The sequence below is a fragment of the Phaeodactylibacter sp. genome, from assembly GCF_040219495.1.
GTDB lineage: Bacteria > Bacteroidota > Bacteroidia > Chitinophagales > Saprospiraceae > Phaeodactylibacter.
Map to the genome: position 1 here is coordinate 62,034 of NZ_JAVJSK010000079.1, position 24,481 is coordinate 86,514.

Below are 24,481 nucleotides of genomic sequence, written 5' to 3' on the forward strand. Positions count from 1 at the left end.
ATATGGGCTAAGGTTAAGGTTGAGAAAGGGATGGGGGTGGATTACCTGATGCCCATTGTGTAGGTTGATCTGACATTTCCAATTCGAGTTCCCCACCCTTTGCAATTTCGCTATGGGTAAACCATGCCTGTTCTAACTTTTTACCGTTCAATCGGGCTGATTTTATGTAGATATTCTCATGCGAGACATTGTTTGCTTTTACTACGAAAGTAGCATTGTTTTCCAGGTGGATGACTGATTTCCTGAACAACGGACTGCCGATCAGATATAAGTCCTGCCCTGCGACCGGGAAAAAGCCCATACTGCTGAAGACATACCAGGAAGAGATCGCCCCGGAATCGTCCTGCCCGGGCAGGCCATTATGCCCGGCAACGTATTCCTGCCTTAGGAGGCGGTGCACGGCTTCCGCTGTCTTATCGGGGCGCCCGGCGTAAATGTACTGATAGGGGAGCAGGAACAGCGGCTCGTTCCCCAGGTCGAATTTCGGGTCTAACAGCAATCGGTCCAGGTAAGCGATATATGCCTCCCGGCTCCCGTGCCGCTGAATGAGCCCCCGCATATCATGGGGCACATAGCTGCTGTAGGCAAGGGGCGTAGCTTCGTAAAAATAGGGGTCGTTCCAGTGGTCTTTGCGCAGGTTTTCGGTGGTGATGCCAGGCTGCCAGTTGCCGGTGCGGTCCTTGGCCCAAAAATGCCCGGCTTCTTTATTGAACAACTTGAATATACCCTGTGAGCGCTCCCGGTACCGCCTTGCAGTGGCAGTATCACCTGCCGCTTCGGCAACTTTGGCAATGCAGAAGTCATTGTAGGCATACTCCAGAGAGCGGGAAGTCGCCCCTTTGGCAGAGGCCGAAGTGACATAGCCCAGTTTTAGGTAATCTTCCAGGTAGCGGCCGTATTTTTTCGGATTATCGGAGGAGCGTTCAGCGTGGTGCCGCAGTGCTTCCAGAGCCTGCTCCAGGTCAAATCCACCCAGCTTTTTGGCAACGGCATCCGCGAAAACGACATCCACGTTCGTCCCGCCCTGAATATTCGCATAATCACCGGCCACCCATGCATCCGGCAGCCAGCCCTCCTTTTCGTAAATGGCCAGAAGGCTTTTGAGGATGGCACGTTGTTGCTCCGGTGCAATCAGCGTATGCAGGGGCATAACGGTGCGGAAAACATCCCAAATACAATAATGATCCCAATAATGAGGCTGACCTGCGGGCCAGTCTTCGGTAGCGCCAGTGACTTCGGTGGGCATGAGGAAGGTATTGCGAAGGGTAGAGTAAAACATCCGCTGATGCTCGGGCAGCCCGCCTTCCACTGCAATACGGGACAGCCGCTTGTCCCAGGACTGATCGGCGGTAGCTCGTGATTGATTAAATGTAATTTGCTTTTCCTCATTCAGAAATTTCCTGGCATTTTTTATGCTTTTAAATGAAAGCCCAACCTTTGCTTCCACCTGCTGCCGCTGCGGGCCTTTGAAGGTCGCCCATGCGCCCATGCGGCGACTTTTGACCGGCTGATCGTCCGGGAAGCGGATTGATAAGTTTTGCTGACCGGGCAGGAGGGTGGTGTCTTGCCAAACACCTGCTGTATCAAAGGGGCGGTCGAACTGGGCGAAGAAATATACCTTATACGGGTTTTGCCCGCCCCAACCACCGGCGAAATGGCCCCAGCCCTGAATTGTGTTTTCTCCAACAATCTCCACTTCGGCTTCGAGGCAACGGCTGTCTTTCAGCCCTGTTCGGCCAATGGCATGGGCGACATCAATAATCACCTGCCCTTCGATTTCCGGTGATTTATCCCAGGTGTAAAAGGTGTAGCGATGGTAGCCCACTTTGGCAGAAGCCGTCAGTTCCACCTCTACATCGCCGGGTTTCCGGGCCAGCGTGACAGCGTAGTACCCCGGTGCAGCCCGCTCATTGACCTGTTTTAGCGAAGCGTAATCCTTGAGGTTGAGCTTTTGGGTCAGTGGGGTAAACAGGATGTTGCCATACCGGCCGCCTCCACCGGTCCCGCTGGTATGAGTGTGGCTGAAGCCCGCAATTGGCTTGCCGGGGCGATAGCCGGAGGTGGGCTGCGGGGGCATAATATCCGGGCTCAGCTTTACCATTCCAAAAGGGACGGAAGCACCCGGAAGCACATTGCCATTGATACTCCCGAGAAAGGGGTCAACAAGGGCGGTGGATTTGGCAGGTACCGGATGTCCTATATCAGTACGTGGGGCGGACCGGGGGTGACGGTTGGCTCGGTGCGAAGGTGTGGAGCCTCCAAAGTAGGGCCCTTTTTCGAAAACAGTGCCCTGGCCATTGGCGCGCGGGTCATGGGTAACTGATTGCCATTCGTTGAGGGTGTTGCTCAGCTCTGCTTTTACCGGATTGTACTCCGGATTGGCGGCCTGATTTGCCATTTGGTAAGAATCTTCTGCAAGCACGTAAAGCTCCTCAGCAGGGCGTTTGCCGAAAGCCAGTTGCCTCAGGATGCTGTCCTGCCCCTCAAGGATGGCGTCTTTCGTTACAGAATCATCGCAATCGCCGTAAGCACCTACCGCATAGATGTGCACAGGATCGCCCGCCGGATACCGATCGGGTTCCAGGTTCCGGATGTAGAGGTAGTCTTTTGTCCGAACGGCCCGCATGGGATAGCTTTGGTTATCGGGGCGAACGTAGGCGTGGCGCTCTCGTTCCAGAAAGACTTGATCACGGTGCTCCCGGCTCTGCCCTTTGAGCAGGGGGAACAGGCTTTTGCCTGACATTTCCCCGGGGACAGTTAGTCCGGCAGCTTCCATAAAAGTGGGGGCCAGGTCGATGAGGTTGACAAAGTTTTCCGTTTCACGGGCGGGCTGTAGTTGCCCTTTCCAGTAGATCGCTAAAGGGACTCTTGTCCCGTAGTCGTAAAGATTGGCTTTGGACCGGGGGAAGGGCATGCCATTATCGCTGGTGATGACAATAATGGTGTTGTCCAGCAATCCACGTTTTTCCAGTTCCCGGACAGCGGTACCGATCCGCCGGTCGAAGCGCTCCACCTCGTAGAAGTAGTCGAGGATATCTTCGCGTACCTCAGGCAGGTCTGGAAAAAAAGGTGGGAGATCAACAGCAGAGGCATCCATACCCTGATTCGCCCCGCTCCCCGGTTCATACACCCGGTGCGGATCGTAGCTGCCATCCCAAAAACAGAAGGGGCGGTCCTGGTCCACCAGTTTGAGGAAATCGGTGAAACTATCGTAATTTGGACCAGCGGGATTATGCGGGTAACCGCCTGCTTTTTCATTTCCGGGGCCCCATCCCTTATTGGCTTTGCCAGTTGTGTAACCGGCTTTTTCCAGCAAGGCTACATAATTGGGAAATGTATCAGGCAGCAGGCTCCAAAGATTGCCGCCCGGCCCCAGTTCGTGCGGGTATTTTCCGGTCAGCAGGGCCGCGCGGGAGGGCGTGCAGGATGGGGAAGCGCAGTAGGCATGATCAAAGACAACGCCTTCCCGGGCTAGCCGGTCGAAGTTGGGGGTTTGTACCACCGGGTCGCCGTAAATGCCCGCGTGGGGGTAAGACCAGTCATCGGCGATGAGGACCAGAATATTGGGCGTGTTTTGTGCGGGGACTAAAAGAGGCAGGCACGCAGCAACAATGATCTGAAGTAAACGCAAGAGCATATCCGAAAGCTTTTTTAGGAGAGGCACAGCAAGGGAGATTGTAATGCGCGAGGCTTACAGCGGGTCTTTCCTGTAAGCTTGCAAGCTCAGCCGGTAATATTGGCTGACGGATAGGTGCTGTCCGCCGGGAGTTTGATGGATGGATCAATCATAATACCCTTCCTCCATCAGCCCCATCAGCGCCAGCAATCCGCCCCAGGTATACCAAGGCGAGCTTTTGAGCTGAGGCTCGGTGCAGGTGCCATCAATAGGAGAGTAGTTTTCACAGACGAATCCATGTTCCGTCCAGTTGCGCACGAAGAGGTCCACAGATTTAGCTACCAGTGCCTTTCGGGCGTCCTCCAGCTCCGGGTAGTCGCGCATACCCAGATAAACCAGGAAGTTCATTGGGGCCCAAATAGCGCCTTTCCAGTACCGCTGCCGGGGATAGAGCGGGTCTTTTTTGGAAATGGAAGGCAGCACCCATTCGCCCCAAAACTCCTCTTCATTGAGTAGATGCTTGTCAACCATCGCCCGGGCTTGTTGGGCTGAGGCGGTGCGGGTGAGCAAGGTGTAAAAGGATGTGGGTGAAATCCGGTCTGAGAAGGCCTTCTGAATCAGGTCATAGTTTTGGAAAAGCTGGTTTTCCTTATGCCAAAGTGCCTGAATTTGTTGTTGTAAGCGGTCCGCCCGCTCCCGCAGGCGTTGGGCGTCTTCCGATTGCCCCAGGACGTCCGCCATTTTGGCTAGCACCCGGCAGTCGGCGATGTACATGGCATTTAGGCCTACATCGTGCATTTCCATCAGGTTCTTCTCCGGGTCAAACTGCGCATCGAGGTACATGGGGCTGTCATCGATGCCGGTCTCCAGCATAGCAGCGCGTAGGTTGTGGTAGACTTTGTCATGGAAAGGGTTTTGAGCGGGATCGGAGCCCCAGGAGAGCAGGTCGCCATTCAGGCGGTTTTCCAACCACCACTCGTTCCAGCGCAACAGCCGGGGATAGACCATTTCCAAGAACCACTTTTGAGGATGTTTTTGGTAGATATCCCAGCAGGCCAGCCCGCCTACCGGTGGTTGAGAACGGTCCCAGGCTTTTCGCCCGTTGCCCTGACTAAGGTTGCTGACAAAGCCATCAGCGGTGGCTTCACGGAGTGCCTCCACGGCATTGGCTATAGCCAGTTCCGGGGCATCCAGCCCAATCATATGCGCCATAAAGAAGTTGTCCCAGCCGAAAAATACGTAGCCACCCCGGTTGATATTCCACTGCCGGTCTACCGTAGAGAACACCCGGTCCTGCACGGGATCGTAAATGGTATTCCAGCCCAACCCGGCAGCCATGCCCGCGTAGGCTTCAGCGAGTTTGCCGTACTGCTTTAGGTAAGTTTCATAATCGCTCCGTTTCCCGCTCACTTTGTTCTGAATGACGCCCAGATCTGCGGTTGCATTACTAATGCCCACCGGGCCGTTCAGTTCAATCGCCAAAAAGGGGCTAAGGGTATTGAAAAACGGGTGATTGCTGAGGGGAGCAGAGGACCGGAATTCCAGCTTTTGAATTGGGGTTGTTATCGTTAGTGCGTCTTCCTCCCGGGAAATCTGCCCGGGCCTGTTCCAAAGCAAGCCGCCTTCAAGGAGCAGCGTCGATTTATATTCCTCATCCAGTTCAAGTGGCGTAATGAGCAGGTAAAGGTCATTGCCGTAAGCTGCAGATTCGATGCGTAGTTTTACTTTCCGGTATTCTACCTCCATACTCGTATAATCGCCGGAATAGCTGTGGTAACCGGGTTTGACGATGGGTTCGCGCCAACCATTTGCAGTTTTATCCACGAAAAAGCGGTTGACAAAGCCATCGGTGTTTTTGCTGCTTTTGTGGATGCCCAGGTTGAGGGCGGCTCCGGAGGGCAGGAGGACGTGTTGCCCCATGCTGTAGGTGCTCCAGGTGTTCCATCCTGTTTTTAGCTGGTTTTGCAGCGCATTGTATTCCTCGCTTTCCTGTGCAAAAAGTACAAACGGCACCCAAATAAGAAGTGACAAAAGCGGGTACGTACGGATCATTGGATTACAGGTTTTTTCTTACATTGAGGAGGAACGATTGGGAAAGTGTCACCCTACTAATTAATTCGTATTCAAAACAAGTAATGCCAGCTAAGGATATCCACCATTTTGCACTAAAGAAGGCTCTGGAAAAGGACGATTGGGAAATAACCAAAGACCCTTTTACAATATCCACACCCGGAGTAGATTTTTATATTGACCTTGGTGCTGAAAGAAATTTTATTGAAGCGGAGAGAGGAACAGAAAGGATTGCGATTGAGGTTAAATCGCTTAAGGGTAATTCACCTTTTTATGATTACCACCAGGCACTAGGGCAATTTCTAATGTATAAGCTGGCACTAAAAATGAGCAATTTTGATCATAAACCTTATCTTGCCATACCAGAGGCACAATATTTAACATTGAAGAGAACTCTGATTTATCCCGAATCATGGGAAGTTTACGGTGTGAATTTGATTGTATTTGACGAAGAATTTCAAAAGATAATCCAGTGGATAAAAAATTAAAAATATACCAGAAAGCGATTCTATCCTTTCTTGAGCAATACTCATCCTTTTTGCCTGCTAACTGGGAACAGGTGGAGAATCAGGTGATCGCGGATAAAGAAAATCATCATTATCAGCTGATACGTATGGGGTGGAATGGGAAAGAGCACATTCACTACGCGCTTTTTCACTTTGATTTACGTGAAGGGAAAATCCTTATCCAAGAGAATCGGACTGATTTACCTATTATTGATGAGCTTGTTGCCCTTGGTATTCAAAAAGACGATATCATATTAGCTTTTCAGGAAATGCCTCAGGCATAAATCAAACATTATGGTCTTTATTCCGTGCTTCCGAAAAGCAGAAAGCCATTTTTTAATTCTTAGAATTCTTGTCGGGCTTGTGTTTATTACGCCTAAGTTTCTGCCCGCACAGGCAGATTCCATACCACTCTGGCCGGAAAGCCCACCCTTTTCCAAGCCCAATGACCTGGTTGAAAAAACCTGGACAACCAACGTCATGCGGGTCAAAGATGTGACGGTGCCAAAGCTGTACACCTTCCTTCCGCCAGCCGATCAGCGTAATGGCAGCAGCGTAGTCATTTGCCCGGGCGGCGGCTACCGGATTCTTGCCATCGGCCACGAGGGCTATGCAGTTGCCCGTTGGTTCAACGAGCGGGGGATTTCCGCATTTGTGCTCAAATACCGCCTGCCCAATGAGGAGGCTATGGACAATAAGACGATTGTCCCTCTGCTTGATGCCCAACAAGCCATCCGGCTGGTCCGCCAAAACGCAGAGGAATGGGGCCTCGATCCTTTCAAGATTGGCATCATGGGCTTTTCAGCAGGCGGGCACCTGGCTTCTACGGTGGGTACGCATTTCCAGAAGCCGGTCGGTTCAGTTGAGGACACGACTTCGGTCCGCCCGGATTTTATGATTTTAGGCTACCCGGTCGTCAGTATGTTAGAGACAACCACCCACGGCGGTTCCCGAAAAGCCTTATTGGGTAGCGATCCACCCCTCGATTTGGTGCGCCGCTTTTCCAATGAACTTCAGGTGACGTCAGAAACCCCACCCACTTTCATCGTACACAGTACGGATGATCAGGCGGTACCGGTGGAGAATAGCCTTCGGCTTTATCAGGCGCTGGTAGAGCATAGCGTACCGTCAGAAATGCATTTATACGAGTCTGGCGGTCACGGCTACGGTATGGCGGAAGCGGAAGAAGCACTGTCTTCATGGATGAACCGCCTTTCAGGCTGGCTGAAGGGCCGTGGGCTTTGGTAAGGTAAAGCCGCTACCTTCATCGGTCTTTTAATTGAGCTTTTGCCCATTCGATGTACTGTTCCCAGTCGTACGCCTTCACATCATGCCCCCCGGTGCGAATATGATAGGCGACTGTGTTGTGGATAGGGGCATCCAGCCCCGGCATCTCAGCGGTTGGAATCCCATTTTTGCCGTAGAGGTCATAAACCGGGCCTGCATGGTAAGCGGACAGGAACTCTCCCTTAGGGTCAGCCCATTGGTCATCAACAGCGCTGGCTACGTATACCGGGCGTGGAGCGACCAGGGCAATTAGCTCATGTTGGTCAGCGGTAAGCGCGGCCTCGTTTTTGCTGTAAGCGTGGAAGTTTTTGCAAAACCAATGCGGGAATTGATCGTTAATCCGACTTACGGTTTCGCCGTACTGCCGCTTGGAAAGTGCAGCTCCCCCACAACCGGAATTGTTGGAAATAACCGCTGCAAAGCGTTGATCTGTTGCCCCTGCCCAAAGTGCCGTTTTGCCCAGGCGGGAGTGCCCCATAACGATAACTTGTCCCGAATCGACATCCTGATCCTCCTCCAGGTAGTCCATGACACGGCTAAGCCCCCAGGCCCAGGCCGAAATAGCACCCCATTCATTTTCAGTGGGTTGCTCTTGTCCGTCTTTATAAAAGAACGGATGTATGCCATCACTAAAGTTATCCCGGTCAGGGTCAATCTCGCCGTAGTAAACCGTGGCCAGCCCAAACCCGGCGTTGATTATTTTCTCAATCGGCCAGCGGTTTACGCGAACGCCCCTGGACTGTGCTGTGAGCTTATGATCCTCCACTCCAAAGGCTGCATTATTGCGCGACCAAGCTTCAGGAATATGAACCATAGTGTCGGTAGTCACGGTATGATTGCCATAGAAGTTATAGCCCAAAAAGACCGTAGCAGGCTGAGTTCCTTTCGGCAGGTACATCAGAATATGGCAGTCCAGGCGGCGCCCGTTTTGCTCAAAGGTTAGCTTCACTTGTTTACGGTGAGCCTTGCCCCCCAGAGCATCATTGGATTGTTCTATTAGCTTTCTGGAAGTGATCTCCAACTGCTCGGGTACCGCTCCGTAAACCTGTTGAGTGAAAAAGTCGAGCAGCTCTGGACGACCCTCGGCTTCCCATGCCTTTGCGCTGCGGATGGGCCTCCCTTCAAAGGTTTGAAGTGGGTCTGGCAAAGTAAAGATGGGCACCTTGCTTTCCTCGTAATTCGGCACAAAGGCTTCCTTGGTTTGTGCAAAGGCAACATTGAAAAGGAAGAAAAAGGGAAAGATTAGGCAAAGCTTTTTCATGATAGGGATCTATTTTAGTTCTTTCTTCTAATCTGAACCGTCCGGCTGCCCTGGCTTTCCAGTTTTAGCAAGGTCTGGGCGGAGCTTTCTGCTTTTTCTAATACCTCGGCTCCTTCAACGGTTGGCGAACCCAGCTCTGCGGGCCAGCTGATCGTCTGAATGCCATCGGTAGCAGTATGGTAAGATAAAATTGCAGCTTTGACTTCCCAACTCAAAATTGGGCTGTCGGAGGCTGTAATCTGAATGCCTTCTTCTCCAGCTGGCAGCAGGAAGGCAGCTGCCGTTGCGTAGGGCTTATCCAGTGTGAATTGTATTCGGGCTTCCTGCTCACCTAATTCAAAGGGTGCATGAAGGATAGCGCCCACTTTTTTGGTATTGATCTTCACTTTCTGGTTTAATGTCTCAACCGGTTCCGTAGTAAAAGCGAAGACCTGTCCGGCGCCTGCTTCCGCATTGACCATACAGTAAATCTCGGGAGATGCCCCCACTTTGCCTTCCACTTCCGGAGCGATATCGGTAAGGTAAGGGAGGACTTGTTTGGACAATGCCGTTCTAGTACCGACTTGTTGACGGCCATCGGCAGTGGTCAGGTCGAGCTTGCCCCAGTAACCATGCCCGGCAATCAGGGAAGTATGAATGTTGTAGTCCTGGGAGCTTTCCAGGTCATGCGGGTAGTTGGCGTAGGTGAAAAGCTCCAGCGGGATAAGGCCCGCAAATTCATTGGGGATGGTGCGCATGGACTGCGCCCGGTAGGGGCCATAGTCGTTGTACCCACTTGCGCCGTTGTTCATCCAAAACAGCTTGCCCTGGCTCAGTGGTGCCAGCCCGGTCATCACCCGGCGGGCTTCCGTCAGATCGACCTCAATGATTAGCTCCGGTTCGTATTCGGTGAGGATACGCATGGCTTCCGTTACGTAGATAGGCAACAGGTATTCGTACCGGGCACGGCGCTCGGCTTCAGAATAGGTGGTATCGCCGTGGTGGAGCCCGGGGAGGTCACTGAAGAAGGTATTGATGGCATCCCACTTAAAAAAGCGGGCGCCCTGATCAATGAGCCGCTTGCAGTCGTCAATGAAAACCGGCTGAAAGCCGCTAACCATATCAAAGGCACAGTGCCCCCACTGCGCTGTGATGGGGTTACCTTCTGAGTCTTTGATCACCCACTCCGGATGGGCGCGGTAACGTGCGCTTGTGCTGTCTACCGTAGCCGGGGAGAGCCATATGCCCATTTTCATATTGTGCTGCTCCAGTTTTTTACGGATGGGGCCAAGCCCATCGGGTAGTCTTTTAGTATTGGGCGTCCAATTGCCGAATTTTTCCTGCCAGCCATCGTCCAGCACGAATATATCAGCGCCAAGATCAGCAGCGTGTTCTATTTCGCGGAACAGGTTTTCGTAGGTCAGGACATCGCGCAGTTCATCAGAGGCCCGCTGCATCCCCCAGGTGTTGTAGTAAAATTCAGGCTTACGGGAAGCCGGGCGCTCACAAATTTTATTCAGGAGGTAATCCCGAATTAAGGCTTTGCTGTCTTCAAGCGCAGGCCCGGCATGATGAAAATGAGCTGTCCATACGGAGGCATAAGGGTGTTGGGCGTCAATTGGCTCTTCATCCAGATAGGCACCGCGCATAGCCTGTACGCTGGCATCGATGCCCGCTGCCTGCCCTACAGCACCGATACCCAGAAACTGAAAATCTTCGTCCTTCACTTCAAAGTTGAACACCCCTTTGGTGCCTTGCATAGCATCAACAATTCGGCCATCGCTGGCTTTCTTTTCGGTGTCGAGCAGCCCGTTGGTGTTGTCCTGCGAGGCGTGCTCGTAAGCCAGCCCAAAGCTCCAGTCCCTGTGTTGGATGATCCGGAAGGGGCCTTTGGCAGGGCGGTCGCCGGGGGCATCAGGAGCAGTGGTCTGGATATCCGGGTAGTACATGTGGTTGGACTTGCCGGGCGGGTCATCGGCTTTGGCAAAAGTAATGGGCTTGTGGTTCCAGCTGGCGATCCGGATTTCAGTGGTTTGGGGAGCGCCTGCCTCAGCGGTTCTTAGCCGGTATTGCGGAAAGCGGAAGTGCAACTCCCCATCCTTTTTGTTTAGGGTGAAGCGGTTGTTGGCATCCGCTAAGAACTCGAGCTTTTCCCGTACGATTGGGCTTTCGGGGAAGAGCTGCTGACGGATGAGGACAATTAAGCCTTCGGCAGGTCCGGCAGCCGCCCGGAACCGCAGTTCGTATTCAGTGCCCCCGTTGCCTATGGATCGCGATTGCTGACTTTCAAATACCCAAACCGGATCGGCAGCAGTGAGGAGCTGCCCGTTGATGACGGCTTCGAAATAGGGAAGTCCGGCAGGGTCGTTAAGGAGGGCGGCCTGTTCCTTGCCGTACAGCTCTACTGAAATGGCATCGGGCTGCCGGGGCTGGGAAAAGGTTTTGCGCAGAGCTTCGTTCTCAAACTGAAGCACAGTTGGCTCTTTGGGAGCACAGCTTTGCAAAAGAAGTAAGGTAAGACCAAACTGGAGTAGGACGTTTTTCATGTTTTCAAGTCAACTCAAGGGTGAATTAAAGATGTAGATTCGATTAAGAGTAGCATACTCATAGGTGATACTTTACCCCAAATTTGAACAATCTATAGCTTCCATTCGAACTGATCTGCTCCCGTTTTATATCTCCCCCGTTTATCTGGTAGGCGATATCTATTTCGAATAGTTGATCGGTACCGAACAGATAATTATAATGACCAAAGAGAGATACTTTGTCACCAAAAAACAGTTCCAATCCCAGCCCAAGTTCGAAGAGGTTGAACGTTCTGCGGAAGCCATAGTTGCTTTTGGCTTCTTCATCATAGGTCAATGTGGTTCCCTGCCTTGTAATTGAAAAGCCGGACTGATACAGGTCTGGTTCTTCGTATGAAGTGTTAATCCCAAAATGATAGCCTAATACGCTTTTCAGGAATAATTTACTTTTGAAGAACTGCTTGAAAATGGGAAAATTCGTATTCAGACGCAATGGAATCTGATAGACCGTAGGCCCGTTAGTGGTCGTAAATGATACAAGCGAACTGTCTGTAATCTCATAATCTCCATGAAAACTGTTTATTAGAATTCCGGTTTCCAGGCTATGGAATTGGTTGAACGCTCTGCTAACCACTATCCCAAAAAAAGAGAACTGCGAGGTTTTTTCCAGACTCAGCGTGTTGTTGAAATTAGTGGCATAGTAAATTGGAGAAACGCTTCCTGCTTCAATGCCGATCGAAAGCTTGGATTGTGCTTTTGCCGTGATGCACAGAGCCAGGAAAATGAAAACTGATGCCCTTGTGGATATATTTTTTGTCATAGGCGACAGTGCCTTTTGATATTTTTATCTTCTGTCAATAGGGTCTCAGTTCAGCCATTCGAGGATGCCATCCCTGACCCGCAGCCGGTAGGAGCCGATCTTGATGCGATTGCCACGTGCCTTTATTTTGGGTGCTGGGCTCTGGCTCAGGTATTTGACGGTTATCGTCTGACCTTTTATTTCCACCTGTTCGCCCTCGTGTTTCCCGGTCGCAACCAGTAGGGCTTCGGGCACATTGCCTTCCGGAAATCCAATGGCTACCGATTCTCCGTTTTTAAAGCTTAGCAGACTGCGCCTGCCATTTTGGGAGCGGCCCCAAAGCGCTACGGCTCCGGGGATTTCCCCCCAGCTGAAGTTTTGTCCAAAGGCCCGGATTTGAAAAGCTGTATCCGCCTTAGCCCCCATGAAGCCGCGTGCGCTTTGGGTAAGTGCCGTGATGATGATGTCATTGTTGTCTTCCCAGCGATTGCGCCAAGCATAGAAGCCATACCGCTTGTCCTGATAGCAATGGGGCAGTACTTCCGCCGGATTAATGCCATCCAGGGTATCGGGCCAGTTCACGAAAGTGGCCGCTACAATATGAGGGTAGGCGGAGGGCTCATATTGGATACCAGCGTCCTGATCCGTATCTTCTAAAAAGCGCTCGTAAAACCATTGCAGCGCAGCAGCGTATTCAGCAGGCAGCACACCAAACGCCAGCCCGAAGTATCCGGAGCCGGATAGCCCCTTCCGGCTCCAGGCATTGTGGGGGTAACCGCCGCGTACCGGCCAGATGGCAGGCTTCTCATTCTCCGTATAGGTCAGGTAGAGCCAATTAAGTGCCATCATCCGTATATTAGGTGGTTGGGCAGCGCCAAAGTCCTTGCCTAAAGCATTTTTCCAGCCCTGCAAAGCGGTAAGGTAGGTAATGTAAGTCGCCATAGAGCCCGTACCATCGCCTTCGGCAAAATAGCCGCCGTCGCCAAAGCCCTGATTGGCATTATGAACCATGCTGCGCTGACTGACCTGTAGCAGGCTGTCAATGCGCACCTGATTAGCCCAGGGCTCTTTATCAAGGACCAGTAAAGCGAGGGCCGCTCCCCCTGTCTGCATGCTATAGTGGTTGCTGGTAGGAGGCATCGTACCGCTTGTCAGGCTCTCCAGGTTCACCCGGACACCACCCCATTTGGTGATGATGTCTGTGCTGTAGTGTTCTATCGCTTTGCCCAGCCTGATACGAGTTGCTTTGTCCCAGGCATTATAGCAAAGGTCATAGCCTATTGCCATCCATCCGAGTACCGGCCCGGCCCGCAGGGCGCCCCCGGGATTCACCCAGCTGTAGCGGTCATCCCGGTCGCGCTGCCCCTTCAGTGCCAGATCGAAGCATTGGCGGCTCAGATCGGCGTAGAGGGTGTCGCCCGTTAGCTGGAAGAGCAGCCCATAACCGACTACATGCCCAAAGGTGTACACGCCTGCGCTGTCTAATACAAGTGCTTCATAATGCCCGTTGGTGTAGGCACTGTCCGCTGGATTGAAGAACAGAGGCATTGTACGCCCATTACTTCCGTTAAGCAGCTCCCGCAGACGGCTTAACAGCATTTGCCCCTCCGGTTTATCCATTTTGCTGCGCAGCCACGGCAGATCCTTCTCCCGAAAGAGGATGCGCGGATGCTCCCCGGGCTCCACCGGCTCAAAACCAGGCACCGGAGCCCACCAGCGTTCCGGATCAGTTACCGGTACGTCCCAGCTTCCAAAATCCTGCGCATTGGCGGCAAGTGCAATGGACAAATTGATGATGGCAAGGGTTATGATGCGAAGAGTCTTCTGCAAAATGGTCTGTTTAGGGCTTCTCAATACGTACCCAGATACCGGAACGGGCAGGGACGGTGATTTCAAAGCCCTGTTCGTTGCTCTTCAGGACTTCGTCTGTATAGATATTAACGGCTTTACCGTATTTTATGACGTCTGACTGCACCCGTATCGTCTCTGCCTGCCCATCATTTTCATTGAGGATGAAGTAGTGGTCGGCCTCCGGAGCCGAGCGGCGCATCACCATGCTGTGCTGAGCGCCTTCTACCTCATAGACCGGGCGGATGTCCCCCAACGTAAAGTAGGTAAGGATGTCTTCCATTTTTTCGTTGCCCTTCCGGAAGGTCATGCGGGAACCCTCAAAGTTAATCAGCACCGCTTCGCCTTTGCCGTATTCGTTCCGGGTGACAGCGGGCAAACCATTTTCAAAGGTGCTGATGACTGCTGCTCCGTTGACTTTAAGGGCACCGTACTGCGTATCCAGCGTATCGCCATCGAAGTGGATGGGGCGGTTGAAGCTGTGGTAGAAATCGGCGGTTTGTACCTCGAAGAGTTCTGCAAAATCACTGCCGGTTTTTTGCTTATTGAGCCGGCCGTAGGTGTCCAGCATGAGCACAGGGAAGTCAGCAACTAATCTACCGCCTTGCTGTACATAGTTTTTGAGCACTTTGATGTGCTCGTCCTTCAATGCGATGACGTAGGGTAGGTAGATCACCGGATAGCGGCTGGCCAAGCCTGCATCGAGGTCACGCTCGGTAAGGTACTCAAAGGGGACGTTGTTGTTCATCAGGGCACGGGAAATGCCTAGGCGTGCTTCGGAATGGAACTGCCGGAACTGCTTGTCGCGATCAGTTTTGTACACTGGCGTGTTCATATCGTAGGCGCCCAGGGAAAGGCGGCCGAGCATGGCTTCATTTTCCCAGCTGTACAGAATACCTACGGTGGGCTCGTCTACACTTTCCCAAAGCTCGAAGCGGTGTTCCTGTAGTTTTTTGGAGAAATTACCGGCGACGATAGCCCGGTCAGCGGGCTCGCCCTGAATATCGGTCAGAGCGTATTCCCCAACTTCCCAGCCTTCGCCCCGGCTGTTCCACATCCAGAAACCAATACCTTTGAGCCCGGCAGCGAGATAAGATACGATGAGCTGCGACATCGTCTGCCCGTCAACGGTATAGCCCTGATGCCCGCTCCATTGGGTAGGCCCGCCGGTAGACTCCCAGGTTGCGGCCCAGCCGCCTTTGAACATGTCGGCTACAATGCGGGCCTGCCAGTAGACGGGGCGCAGGATCTCATGGTCGGTCAGGAAGAAGTGGTGGGTCAGGTGGATGGAAGAATAGAATGACCCGCCAATATCGGCCGTTTTTGCCTGTGCCTCCAGGTCCCAGGTGTTCATGGCCTGGTTTTCAAAGATTTGGTGCCCACCGGTACGCTCCGGCTCCTCGGGGTCCCATTCATAATAGAGGTCCATCGTTTTTTGGTAGTTTTCAACGATAAGCTCCGACTGGAACTTCATGGCGTCCCGGAACCGGCGGAAGTCTTTGGAAAGATTGCCGGTACCGTTCCCGTACTGATCGAAGCCGGTGCCCCTGAGCTCCTGAGCAGCATCTTCAAAAGACCCGAACTTGCAGTTGCCGATGTACCCGCAGTTCCAGGCGGTTTCCAGGGCATCAAGAGTGCCATAGGTGGTTTCCAGCCATTCGGCAAATCTGGGCAGTAAGCGCTCGGGCATCCAGGGGTTGTTGCGGCCGGGCTCGCCCATGCCTTCGGGCTTTGGTGGCTTTTGATCCATGCGGTCTACACGGTCGTACCAAACCTGTTTTTGGTGGGCAATCATTTTTGGATGGGCCTGAATAGCGGGCATATTAGCTTCAGTAAGCTTCATGTCGATACCCAGTTCTTTTAGGAGTTCGGGGGTGATGTTGGTCCAGCCACCTTTGCCGTAGTACCAGGGTGAAATGCCAATATCGATGGCGGCATCAAAAACTTCTTCCTGGAAGCCATCCGGATTATCAGGTGCGACCAGTTGTATCTGTTTCAGTGCGGTAAAGCCCAGGTCGCGGATGGTCTCAAACTCGTGTTTGGCAGCCTCCAGGTCATCGCCCCGCTGCTGATAGTACACCACGCCTACCGGGAAAGGTTTGAGGTTCCGCAGCTTTTGTTGCATGGGGCTGTTGTTGAGGGCCCAGTATTTTTCCTGTAGGTAGGGATCCTTTCCTTCCCTGATTTGCGTGCCGGAAATGTTCCACTTGCTCTGCGCGTTCAGTGCGCCTGCAAAAAGTAAAATGCTACCCATTGTCAGCAGCTGCTTCCAATTCTTGATCATAGCTTGGTTTTGGGTAAATGAGGCTTTATTGTTTCATTTGTAACGGTGAAAAGGGCAAGGGAAAAGACAAAATTCACGGCTGGCCTACGGGCTTTTGGAAGTCTCCATTTTGTCCAACTGTAGCAGCCGGAAGTCAATAGCCTGATTGCCGGGGATATCCTTTGCGGAAAGGGCGAGCCGTTGTTGGCCTCGCTTCAGCTGAAGGCTGCCGACCTTTAAAGGCTTCCAGTCTTTGACATAGGAAACGTCCCGGGGCGTACGGTCGTATCGGGCACCTTCTAATGGTGGGTTGTGGGCTTCACTGATTTGAAAATCAATGGCGGTGCCGTTTGCGGACAACCGGAAAGCTGCGCCGGTATTTTCCTCTGCACAGGTGTAGTAAAGTGTAGCCTGATAATGGCCGGGTTTCAGGACCTCCACGTCCCAATAGATGCTGTCATTGGTGTTTGTCCAGTTGGTGTAGTAGGAACAATTGGGCCAGCGGTTGGACCGTTCGATGTTACCGGTGGCAATGGCATCACGGGCGGGCAGTTGGGTGAATGAGTAGTCAGGGTGCCCTACAGTAAAGGTCCGTTTTTGGTCCGGGTTTAGTTCTGATAGCACTTCTTTCCGGAATTTTTCCTGGGCTGCGGCAAGGGTTTTATGGGTTTCCGGATGTGTCTGGCTTATGTCTTCACGCTGCCCGGGGTCGGCTTTCATATCAAACAGCTGCCCATCGTGGCTCAGCCGGAATTGCTGGCTGCGCACGCTAATCCGGTCGCCCCACTGATTAATGATCAGGCGCTCCGGCCAATCCTCGACTTTACCCAAAAGAAGGGGTTTCAGACTTTTGCCATCTAAGGGCTTTGGGGGATCCAAGGGTATTCCAGCCAGGTCGGCTAACGTAGGCAACAGATCATGCACGCTGGCGATGGGTTGGATGGTCTTTCCGGGAGGGAGTTGCCCTTTCCATTGCATCAGCAGTGGCGAACGCACTCCGCCCTCATCGGTTTTGGCTTTACGCCCTTTCATATCACCATTCCAGCGCCAGGAATTGGGCCCGTTATCAGAGAGATAAACGATTATGGTGTTGTCTTCCAACCCGAGTTGCCGTAGACGGGCAGTCAGGCGGCCTACATTCCAGTCGATATTTTCCACCATCGCCAGCGCAGCCCGGGTAAAGGTGGTATCTTCTTTTTCCGGTGCCCGGTGGCGGGCTCTCAAAGGGCGGTCTTTGGCTTTTTCCCACCAGTCATCCGGTACCTGCATGGGGGTGTGTGGGGTGGGGAAGGGCAGGTAAGCAAGAAACGGCTTGTCTTGATGCTGTGCAATGAAATTCATAGCCTGGTTCGTTAGATCGTCGGGCAGGTAGCCATCGCCTTGAATGATTTTCCCGTTATTTTCCAGCATAGGGCTGAAATAACTGCCCCAGTGCCCGGAGCAAAAGCCGTAGAACTCGTCAAAGCCCCGGCTGTTAGGGTGATAAGGGGGCTGCATACCGTTGTGCCATTTGCCGAAAGCACCAGTAGCATAGCCGGCCGCTTTGAAGTATTCCGGCAGGGTCTTTTCATCAAGGTCGAGCCGCTCGCCACCGGCAGAGGTTGCATATACGCCGCCCCGTACCGCATACCGCCCCGTTAGCAGTGCGGCCCGGGTGGGCGAACAGACCGGATCAACAAAAAACCGGTCGAACTGAACCCCATTCACCGCTAAGCTGTCAATATTTGGAGTGCTGAGATTGGTATTGCCATGCAAGCTAAGGTCGCCCCAGCCCTGATCATCGGCTACAACAATAATAACGTTTGGCGGCTGCGCGGCAAGAGTAGTAAATGCCAGCAACAGGAAAAGTATCCACGGGAACATTGAACGGGATGAAAGGCAGGAGTGCATTGGAAGTTTTTTAGGTTTTATCCAAATAGTCAAGGAAAATAACCATAATTATGAGATCAGTTGCCCCCTTCTGTAATCAAATAAGGGTTTTTCGTCGTTCTAATAGCCTTACTACTCGAATGCACTTCGAGAATTGGCTATTGTTTTGCATTTTGCGATTTGTTAAAAATGAATTAAACCAAATTTCAATATGACGCTCAGAAAACTATTTTTTCTACTTAGCGGTGCGCTCCTGGGTACCAGTCTTTTGGCACAGGACCGCGCCATTGAATTCGAACAGCTCACGCTGGATAATGGGTTGGATGTTATACTGCACCAGGACAAGACCACGCCCATTGTTGCCATTGCGGTGATGTATCACGTTGGGAGCAAAAATGAAAACCCCGAACGTACCGGGTTCGCCCACTTCTTTGAGCACCTCTTATTTGAAGGTTCGGAGAACATCGAGCGCGGCCAGTTTGACAAATACATTCAGGACGCGGGCGGTACGCTGAATGCCTACACGACTTCAGACGTCACCTGCTACTTTGAAATTCTGCCCTCCAATCAGCTGGAGCTTGGGATGTGGCTGGAATCGGAGCGTATGCTGCATGCCAAAGTTGAGGACAAAGGTATCGAAACGCAGCGCGAAGTAGTGAAAGAAGAAATGCGGCAGCGGTATGAGAACCAGCCCTACGGCACTTTTCGTATAGAAACACTAAAGCGGGCATTCGAAAAACACCCTTACCAATGGCCAACGATTGGCTCTATGGACCACCTGAATGCGGCTACCGAAAAGGATTATGTCAATTTCTACAAAGACTTCTACGTGCCCAATAATGCAGTATTGGTCATTGCCGGCGATTTTGAGAACAAGCAGGTCAAAAAGTGGGTGGAGCAATACTTTAGCACCATTCCTGCCAGAGAAGGTAGCTTCTACCGGCCTGACATTCAAGAGCCTGCACTGTCCGCCGAGATCCGTGACACCGTTTACGATCAGGTACAGCTGCCCGCAGTTATCCACGCTTACCGGATTCCATCCATTAGGGAAGATGACGCTTATGCTATTCAGATGCTAAACCGGGTACTTTCCGATGGTGAGAGCTCCCGTATGCGCCGTGCTTTGGTGGACGAACAGGAAAAAGCCCTGGCTGTATACAATTTTGCAGACGGTACGGAAGATCCGGGCTTGTCGATGACTTTTGCTATTGCAAGTGCAGGCACAGATGCTAAAGCACTGGAGGAAGCTATGGATGCAGAAACGGCAAAAGTCCGGGAAGAACTGATCTCAGAGCAGGAGTACCAAAAGCTGCAAAATCAGATCGAAGCGAGTTTCTTTACTGATAATGCTTCCATGTTTGGCATTGCCAACAGCCTGGCTACCTATCATACCATTTATAATGATGCCAATCTGATCAACACCGAGCTGGAAAAATATAAGGCGGTAACCCGGGAAGACCTGCAGCGGGTGGCAAAACAGTACCTGGTGCCGGGCAACCGGGTGGCGCTGTACTATCTGCCAAAGCCGGCTCAGCCGTAACCACTTCCCAAAACCTAATTTTCAAGAAAAAATCTGAATTAAGATATGAATTTCAAATCCCTATTATACCTCGTTTTCGCGCTATTGGGTACGACCGCTCTACAGGCGCAAGACGAAGATTTTCGCAAGCAAGCACCGGAAGGTGGACCACCGCCCCGCATTGAATTTGGCGAATACCAGCAATTTAAGCTGGACAATGGGCTGGAAGTGATCGTGGTGGAAAACCACAAACTGCCCAAGGTGACCTTACAGTTGCTCATTGATGTGCCGCCCAAAGCCTATGGCGACAAGGTGGGCATGGCGAGTATGGCCGGTGAAATGCTGAGCCGTGGTACTGCCAACCGCTCTAAGAACGAAATAGACGAAGCGGTTGACTTCATCGGTGCAAGCTTGTCTACCAGCAGCGGCGGTGCTTACGCCACCTCCCTCAGCAAGCACAAGGAAACCCTGATTGAGCTGATGGCAGATGCCATCCTCAATCCTGTTTTTCCGGAGGAAGAGTTTGACAAGCTGCTCCAACAGCGCATTTCCAGCCTGGCACTGCAGACCTCTGACCCCGGGTACATCTCTTCTACGGTTTCTGATGTGCTGCGCTATGGAGCAGAGCACCCCTACGGAGAGATCGAGACAAAATCAACCCTGGAGAATATTAAACTCGAGGACCTGAAGACTTACTACCAGAAAAACTTTAAGCCCAATATCAGTTACCTCGCACTTATTGGAGATATAAAGCCGGATGAAGCCAAAGCCCTGGCTGAAGAACACTTCGGCAGTTGGGAAAAGGGGAATGTGGCCCGCGAATTCTATGCCCGCCCAAAAGTCCCGGAAGCGGCTCAGGTAGCCTTGGTGAATAAGGACGCCGCCACGCAGTCTGTCCTGAACATCACCTACCCGGTCAATCTTAAGCCCGGTACTGATGACGCTATTGTTGCGAATGTGCTGAACACCATCCTGGGTGGAGGCTTGCTTTCCAGCCGCCTGAACCAGAATATCCGCGAAGACAAAGGTTATTCCTACGGGGTGCGGTCTACACTACAGTACGACAAAGTCATTGGTTACTTTGCAGCGGGCGGCAACGTGCGGAATGAAGTGACCGACAGTGCAGTAGTGGAAATGCTGGGCGAAATGGAAAAGCTGCGCCAGGAACTGGTGCCCGAAAAAGAATTGAACAGCGTAAAGAGCTTTATCTTCGGTAGCTTTGCACGCAGTACGGAGCGTCCGGAGACCGCTGCCCGGTTTGCCCTAAATATTGCCCGGTACAAGCTGCCCAAAGATTACTACACCACCTACCTGAAACGCGTGCAGGAAGTGACACCGGAACGCCTTCAGGAGGCTGCCCAAAAGTATCTCCTGCCGGAACAAGCTTATATCGTAGTAGTCGGCAATGCAGGCGAAGTGGCAGAACCGCTGCAACGTATAGCGCCTGTGCTGATATACGACAATCAGGGCCGCCCCGTGGATAAAGCCGGGCTGAGCCTGCCGGATGGCCTTACGGCTACAGATGTGATTGACCAATACATCGAAGCTCTGGGCGGCAAAGAAAAGCTGGAAGGAGTCAAAGACGTGAGCATGACGATGGGCGCAAGCATTCAGGGCATGGAACTGACGATGAAGATGAAGCAGAAAGCAACGGGCAAAATGGCAATGACCGTTGAAATGAACGGCTCGGTCGTTAATGAAACCCGCTACGATGGGGAGAAAGCGATGGTCAGCGCAATGGGCCAAAAGCAGGTCCTAGAAGGAGCGGATGCAGAAGCCATGAAATCACAGGCGATCATCTACCCTGAGCTGGAGTATGCTAAGAAAGGGTACGAGCTCAAGCTGACGGGTGCAGAAAAGGTAGGCGATGATGCCACTTACAAAGTAGAGATCACAAGCCCCGACGGCACGAAGAGCACAGAATACTTCAGTATCGAAAGCGGGCTCAAGCTGAAAGCCGTCACCACTCAGGAAGGGCCACAGGGTACGGTTACCATTACGAATAGCTACAGCGACTACACGGAGGTAGAGGGTATTCTCTTTCCCTTTGAAACCGTGTCGGAGGGCATGGCGCCCGTACCGCTGAATATGAAGGTGTCAGAAGTGAAAATCAACACCGGTATTGAAGACGAAGTCTTCAAAGTATCCGAATAAACGCTAACAGGTCCTTTGCGGGGCTGAGCACCTAACCCTGACTGCCATATGCGCCGTCAGGGTTTTTTTGTAACCAAAGGCATTTGTTGCATTCTGGTAAAGAAGCTGTATTTATCCCGGGGTTGCACTTTGTGGCAGTGGCCATTTGTTGTATTATTGCCTCAAAGCGCAAAAACAGCAATAATGATTCAGGTCTACGTTACCGGTGGTACTTTTGATAAAGAGTACAACTACATTTCGGGAAGTCTCTTTTTTCGGGACACACATTTGCCCAGTATGTTTGACCGGGGCAGGTGCACCCTTGATATCAACATCAAGACCCTGATGATGGTAGACAGTATGGATATGATGGAGGAAGACCGGGAGATTATTGCCTACAATTGCCAGCGGTGCCCGTATGATAAGGTCCTGATCACTCATGGCACGGACCGATTGGTGGAGACGGCGCAGTACCTGGCCAATCGCAAAATTGCGGGCAAGACGATCGTGCTCACCGGGGCTATGGTCCCGTATGCATTCGGTACGTCTTCCGACGGGTTCTTCAACCTGGGCAGTGCCCTGGCTTTTGTACAGACCCTGGAGGCGGGGGTTTATGTCTCTATGAACGGGCGTTATTTTAACTGGGATAATGTGGTGAAGAACAAAAAAACCGGATTCTTCGAAGAATTAAACAGCAATTAACAAATGGAGTACCTCGGCTTGCTGATGGAGCTTGTTTTCCTGGTCTTTGGTGTGTACCTGTACCTGTTTAGTGTGGGCAGGGTGACTGCCGGCAACCCGGAAGCCCGGAAAAAAGCAGAAGTTTTCCGGCAACGTAATGCCTGGTGGATGCGTATCGGCGCACTCGCTATCATCGCTATTATGGCCGTAAACCTCTACCTGCATTTTCTGCAGCTGAGCGCAAAATGAGTAGGAACGAAAGCCGGTTTCGGTAAGGGTTTGCCAAAGCAGAGCCTGCTATCGTCAGCATAATTTATTAATATTGCAATGGAAAAAGTATAATTTGTCAGGGTAGAAGAGCCGTTGATAAATATACCCAGCATAAAATCCTGAAAATCACATCACACCTTCAATATGAAAAAAACAACGCTGATCTTACTAAGCCTCTTTTGTTTTGGGGCTTATGGAACACTATGGGCTCAAGATGATGCTTCCGATTTTTATGATACCGGTACCATTCAGGAAATCAAAATCAAATTTGAGCAGGAGAACTGGCGCTATGTACTGGATTCTTTGCGCTTCAACGGCGACGGCCTGCTCTTCGGCAGTGTTGAGATCAACGGGCAGCAGTTTGATGATATAGGGGTGCGCTACCGCGAAAGCCGCTCCTTTCAGCCGGGCAACAAGCGCAACAGCCTGTACCTGAAGCTCAACTTTATCGATAAGGAGCAAAATTATCAGAACAGGAGTACGGTAAAACTTTCCAGTGCCCTGCGTGACCCCAGTATGGTGCGTGAGGTGTTCGGTTACGAAGTCGCCCGCCGGTACATGCCCGCCCCACTGGCCAACTACGCCCGTGTGATCGTGAATGGCGAATATTATGGCTTGTTTGTGAATGTTGAGCCGATCGACGATGCCTTCCTGAAGCGTAATTTCGGTACCGATGAAGGCACCTTTATCCGGTGCGCGCCCAACCTCGTAGAGAGCGAGCCGAAAGGCTGCAAGGCGGATGTGTTCGGTACCCTGCAGTTTGATGAAAGCGCCAAGTGCTACCTCCACAACTTTCAGCTTCTCTCCGAAAGCGGATGGGACGATCTCATTGAGCTGACCTACCTGCTGAATAAAAAGCCGGACGAGGTCCACCGCGTGCTCAACGTAGACCAAACCCTATGGATGCTGGCTTATAACAACGTGCTGGCCAACCTGAGCAGCTACACGGGTCGGTTTAGCGAAAACTACTACCTGTACCGGGACAATCAGAACCGGTTCAACCCTATTGTATTTGACCTGAACCTGTGTTTTGGTAGTTACAAAAATACCGGAGTGGGCTCCGACCTCAAACTGAAAGACCTGCAGGAAATGGACCCGCTCCTGCACCTCAGCAATTCGGAAAAGCCCCTGATCAGCAAGCTGCTGAGCGATGAGCATTACAAGAAAATGTACTTGGACCATATCCGGACAATCGTCAACGAGGTCTTCCGCAAAGATCAGTACCTGGAGCGCGTCAAAGAACTACAGGCACTGATCCGTGACGACTTTGAGGCGGACAAGAACCGCTATTACTCCATGGAAGACTTCGACAACAGCCTCACAGAAACCATTGGCAAACGCAGCCGTATCCCCGGTCTGCAGGAGCTTATGACCCCGCGGACCGATTACCTGAAGCAGGACGTGGTCCTGGCGGTCATCCCACCTGCCATTAGTGATGTGACGGTGAGCTCCCGTGAAAAGTTCTCCGCTGAGCGGGTGACAGAATTTAAGATTCAGGCGAAAGTGGAGAAATTCCCGACTGAGGTTGTGCTGTTTTATCGGCTCGATGACACCAAGCCATTTAAGCGGGTGGAAATGGCAGATGATGGGCGCCACAATGATGGCGAAGCCGACGACAGTATCTTCGGCGCTATCGTTAAACCAGAGGGCGGTGGCACAGAAATCAAGTACTACATCTATGCGGAGAACGCCCGCGCGGCGAACTTCAGCCCGTCACAGTATATGTTCGAGCAACATACCGCTACCCTGGAAGAACTGAATAATTAAGGTATACCAAAATTTTGGGGCAGCTGCCTATAGCTTTTGCCGCCAGAATTTCTCAACTTGCGAAGCAGGCACCCGTAGCCTGCTTCGC

General features: G+C 52.1%; 16 protein-coding genes. 8 read left to right on the plus strand and 8 right to left on the minus strand.

The genetic code is table 11. From position 1 onward, the window contains the following. Positions 1–13: 13 nt before the first annotated feature. Both RIC19_RS11595 and RIC19_RS11600 read right to left on the minus strand, forming a co-directional pair. A complete protein-coding gene (locus RIC19_RS11595) occupies positions 14–3,637 on the minus strand; it encodes a GH92 family glycosyl hydrolase (RefSeq protein ID WP_350178484.1) in 3,624 nt (1,207 codons plus the stop codon). 144 nt (positions 3,638–3,781) lie between these two features. After that, complete coding sequence (locus tag RIC19_RS11600; RefSeq protein ID WP_350178485.1) at positions 3,782–5,668, minus strand: MGH1-like glycoside hydrolase domain-containing protein; 1,887 nt, start codon at positions 5,666–5,668, stop codon at positions 3,782–3,784. Positions 5,669–5,751: 83 nt separating this feature from the next. Between RIC19_RS11600 and RIC19_RS11605 the strand changes: the two genes are divergently transcribed. Genes RIC19_RS11605 through RIC19_RS11615 form a run of 3 tightly spaced genes read left to right on the plus strand, consistent with a single transcriptional unit; the run spans position 5,752 to position 7,440 of the window. Continuing rightward, complete coding sequence (locus RIC19_RS11605; protein ID WP_350178486.1) at positions 5,752–6,174, plus strand: element excision factor XisH family protein; 423 nt, start codon at positions 5,752–5,754, stop codon at positions 6,172–6,174. Next, entirely contained in the window at positions 6,159–6,476 is a 318-nt protein-coding gene (locus RIC19_RS11610; protein WP_350178487.1) for a XisI protein, read from the plus strand. The genes RIC19_RS11605 and RIC19_RS11610 overlap by 16 nt, the downstream gene beginning before the upstream one ends. A 10-nt stretch (positions 6,477–6,486) precedes the next feature. Then, positions 6,487–7,440 (plus strand): alpha/beta hydrolase, encoded by a 954-nt coding sequence (locus RIC19_RS11615; RefSeq protein WP_350178488.1) that lies wholly within the window; start codon positions 6,487–6,489, stop codon positions 7,438–7,440. A gap of 16 nt (positions 7,441–7,456) precedes the next feature. Here the strand turns inward: RIC19_RS11615 and RIC19_RS11620 are convergent, their stop codons facing one another. From RIC19_RS11620 to RIC19_RS11645, 6 genes are all read right to left on the minus strand, one after another. Continuing rightward, complete coding sequence (locus RIC19_RS11620) at positions 7,457–8,740, minus strand: glucuronyl esterase domain-containing protein (RefSeq protein ID WP_350178489.1); 1,284 nt, start codon at positions 8,738–8,740, stop codon at positions 7,457–7,459. A gap of 14 nt (positions 8,741–8,754) precedes the next feature. Beyond that, positions 8,755–11,265: an alpha-galactosidase gene (locus tag RIC19_RS11625; protein WP_350178490.1), complete on the minus strand. Its 2,511-nt coding sequence runs from the start codon at positions 11,263–11,265 to the stop codon at positions 8,755–8,757. Between the two features lie 58 nt (positions 11,266–11,323). After that, the gene (locus tag RIC19_RS11630) at positions 11,324–12,064 is read right to left on the minus strand and encodes a hypothetical protein (RefSeq protein ID WP_350178491.1); all 741 of its coding nucleotides are present in this window, start codon (positions 12,062–12,064) and stop codon (positions 11,324–11,326) included. 45 nt (positions 12,065–12,109) lie between these two features. Further along, positions 12,110–13,873 carry a hypothetical protein gene (locus RIC19_RS11635; RefSeq protein ID WP_350178492.1) on the minus strand — a complete coding sequence of 588 codons (1,764 nt, stop codon included), beginning with the start codon at positions 13,871–13,873 and terminating at the stop codon, positions 12,110–12,112. A gap of 10 nt (positions 13,874–13,883) precedes the next feature. After that, on the minus strand, positions 13,884–16,175 hold the full coding sequence (locus tag RIC19_RS11640; RefSeq protein WP_350178493.1) for a beta-galactosidase trimerization domain-containing protein: 2,292 nt from the start codon (positions 16,173–16,175) through the stop codon (positions 13,884–13,886). A gap of 84 nt (positions 16,176–16,259) precedes the next feature. After that, a complete protein-coding gene (locus tag RIC19_RS11645) occupies positions 16,260–18,044 on the minus strand; it encodes an arylsulfatase (RefSeq protein WP_350178494.1) in 1,785 nt (594 codons plus the stop codon). Between the two features lie 190 nt (positions 18,045–18,234). Here RIC19_RS11645 and RIC19_RS11650 point away from each other — a divergent pair, with 190 nt between their 5' ends. From RIC19_RS11650 to RIC19_RS11670, 5 genes are all read left to right on the plus strand, one after another. Then, positions 18,235–19,563 (plus strand): M16 family metallopeptidase, encoded by a 1,329-nt coding sequence (locus RIC19_RS11650; RefSeq protein ID WP_350178495.1) that lies wholly within the window; start codon positions 18,235–18,237, stop codon positions 19,561–19,563. A 45-nt stretch (positions 19,564–19,608) separates the two neighbouring features. Beyond that, positions 19,609–21,696: a M16 family metallopeptidase gene (locus RIC19_RS11655; RefSeq protein ID WP_350178496.1), complete on the plus strand. Its 2,088-nt coding sequence runs from the start codon at positions 19,609–19,611 to the stop codon at positions 21,694–21,696. A 183-nt stretch (positions 21,697–21,879) separates the two neighbouring features. Next, positions 21,880–22,377, plus strand: coding sequence for an asparaginase domain-containing protein (locus tag RIC19_RS11660; protein WP_350178497.1), 498 nt, complete (start codon positions 21,880–21,882; stop codon positions 22,375–22,377). Between the two features lie 3 nt (positions 22,378–22,380). Continuing rightward, positions 22,381–22,605, plus strand: a complete 225-nt coding sequence (locus tag RIC19_RS11665; RefSeq protein WP_350178498.1) for a hypothetical protein — start codon at positions 22,381–22,383, stop codon at positions 22,603–22,605. Between the two features lie 165 nt (positions 22,606–22,770). Beyond that, positions 22,771–24,393: a CotH kinase family protein gene (locus RIC19_RS11670; protein WP_350178499.1), complete on the plus strand. Its 1,623-nt coding sequence runs from the start codon at positions 22,771–22,773 to the stop codon at positions 24,391–24,393. Positions 24,394–24,481 lie beyond the last annotated feature (88 nt).

What these genes read in the sequence shown, in the direction of transcription:
- RIC19_RS11625 (WP_350178490.1), bottom strand. Translation starts at nt 11,265, where the DNA reads ATGAAAAACGTCCTACTCCAGTTTGGTCTTACCTTACTTCTTTTGCAA.
- RIC19_RS11655 (WP_350178496.1), top strand. Translation starts at nt 19,609, where the DNA reads ATGAATTTCAAATCCCTATTATACCTCGTTTTCGCGCTATTGGGTACG.
- RIC19_RS11640 (WP_350178493.1), bottom strand. Translation starts at nt 16,175, where the DNA reads ATGATCAAGAATTGGAAGCAGCTGCTGACAATGGGTAGCATTTTACTT.
- RIC19_RS11620 (WP_350178489.1), bottom strand. Translation starts at nt 8,740, where the DNA reads ATGAAAAAGCTTTGCCTAATCTTTCCCTTTTTCTTCCTTTTCAATGTT.
- RIC19_RS11650 (WP_350178495.1), top strand. Translation starts at nt 18,235, where the DNA reads ATGACGCTCAGAAAACTATTTTTTCTACTTAGCGGTGCGCTCCTGGGT.
- RIC19_RS11605 (WP_350178486.1), top strand. Translation starts at nt 5,752, where the DNA reads ATGCCAGCTAAGGATATCCACCATTTTGCACTAAAGAAGGCTCTGGAA.
- RIC19_RS11615 (WP_350178488.1), top strand. Translation starts at nt 6,487, where the DNA reads ATGGTCTTTATTCCGTGCTTCCGAAAAGCAGAAAGCCATTTTTTAATT.
- RIC19_RS11595 (WP_350178484.1), bottom strand. Translation starts at nt 3,637, where the DNA reads ATGCTCTTGCGTTTACTTCAGATCATTGTTGCTGCGTGCCTGCCTCTT.
- RIC19_RS11645 (WP_350178494.1), bottom strand. Translation starts at nt 18,044, where the DNA reads ATGCACTCCTGCCTTTCATCCCGTTCAATGTTCCCGTGGATACTTTTC.
- RIC19_RS11660 (WP_350178497.1), top strand. Translation starts at nt 21,880, where the DNA reads ATGATTCAGGTCTACGTTACCGGTGGTACTTTTGATAAAGAGTACAAC.
- RIC19_RS11665 (WP_350178498.1), top strand. Translation starts at nt 22,381, where the DNA reads ATGGAGTACCTCGGCTTGCTGATGGAGCTTGTTTTCCTGGTCTTTGGT.
- RIC19_RS11600 (WP_350178485.1), bottom strand. Translation starts at nt 5,668, where the DNA reads ATGATCCGTACGTACCCGCTTTTGTCACTTCTTATTTGGGTGCCGTTT.
- RIC19_RS11630 (WP_350178491.1), bottom strand. Translation starts at nt 12,064, where the DNA reads ATGACAAAAAATATATCCACAAGGGCATCAGTTTTCATTTTCCTGGCT.
- RIC19_RS11670 (WP_350178499.1), top strand. Translation starts at nt 22,771, where the DNA reads ATGAAAAAAACAACGCTGATCTTACTAAGCCTCTTTTGTTTTGGGGCT.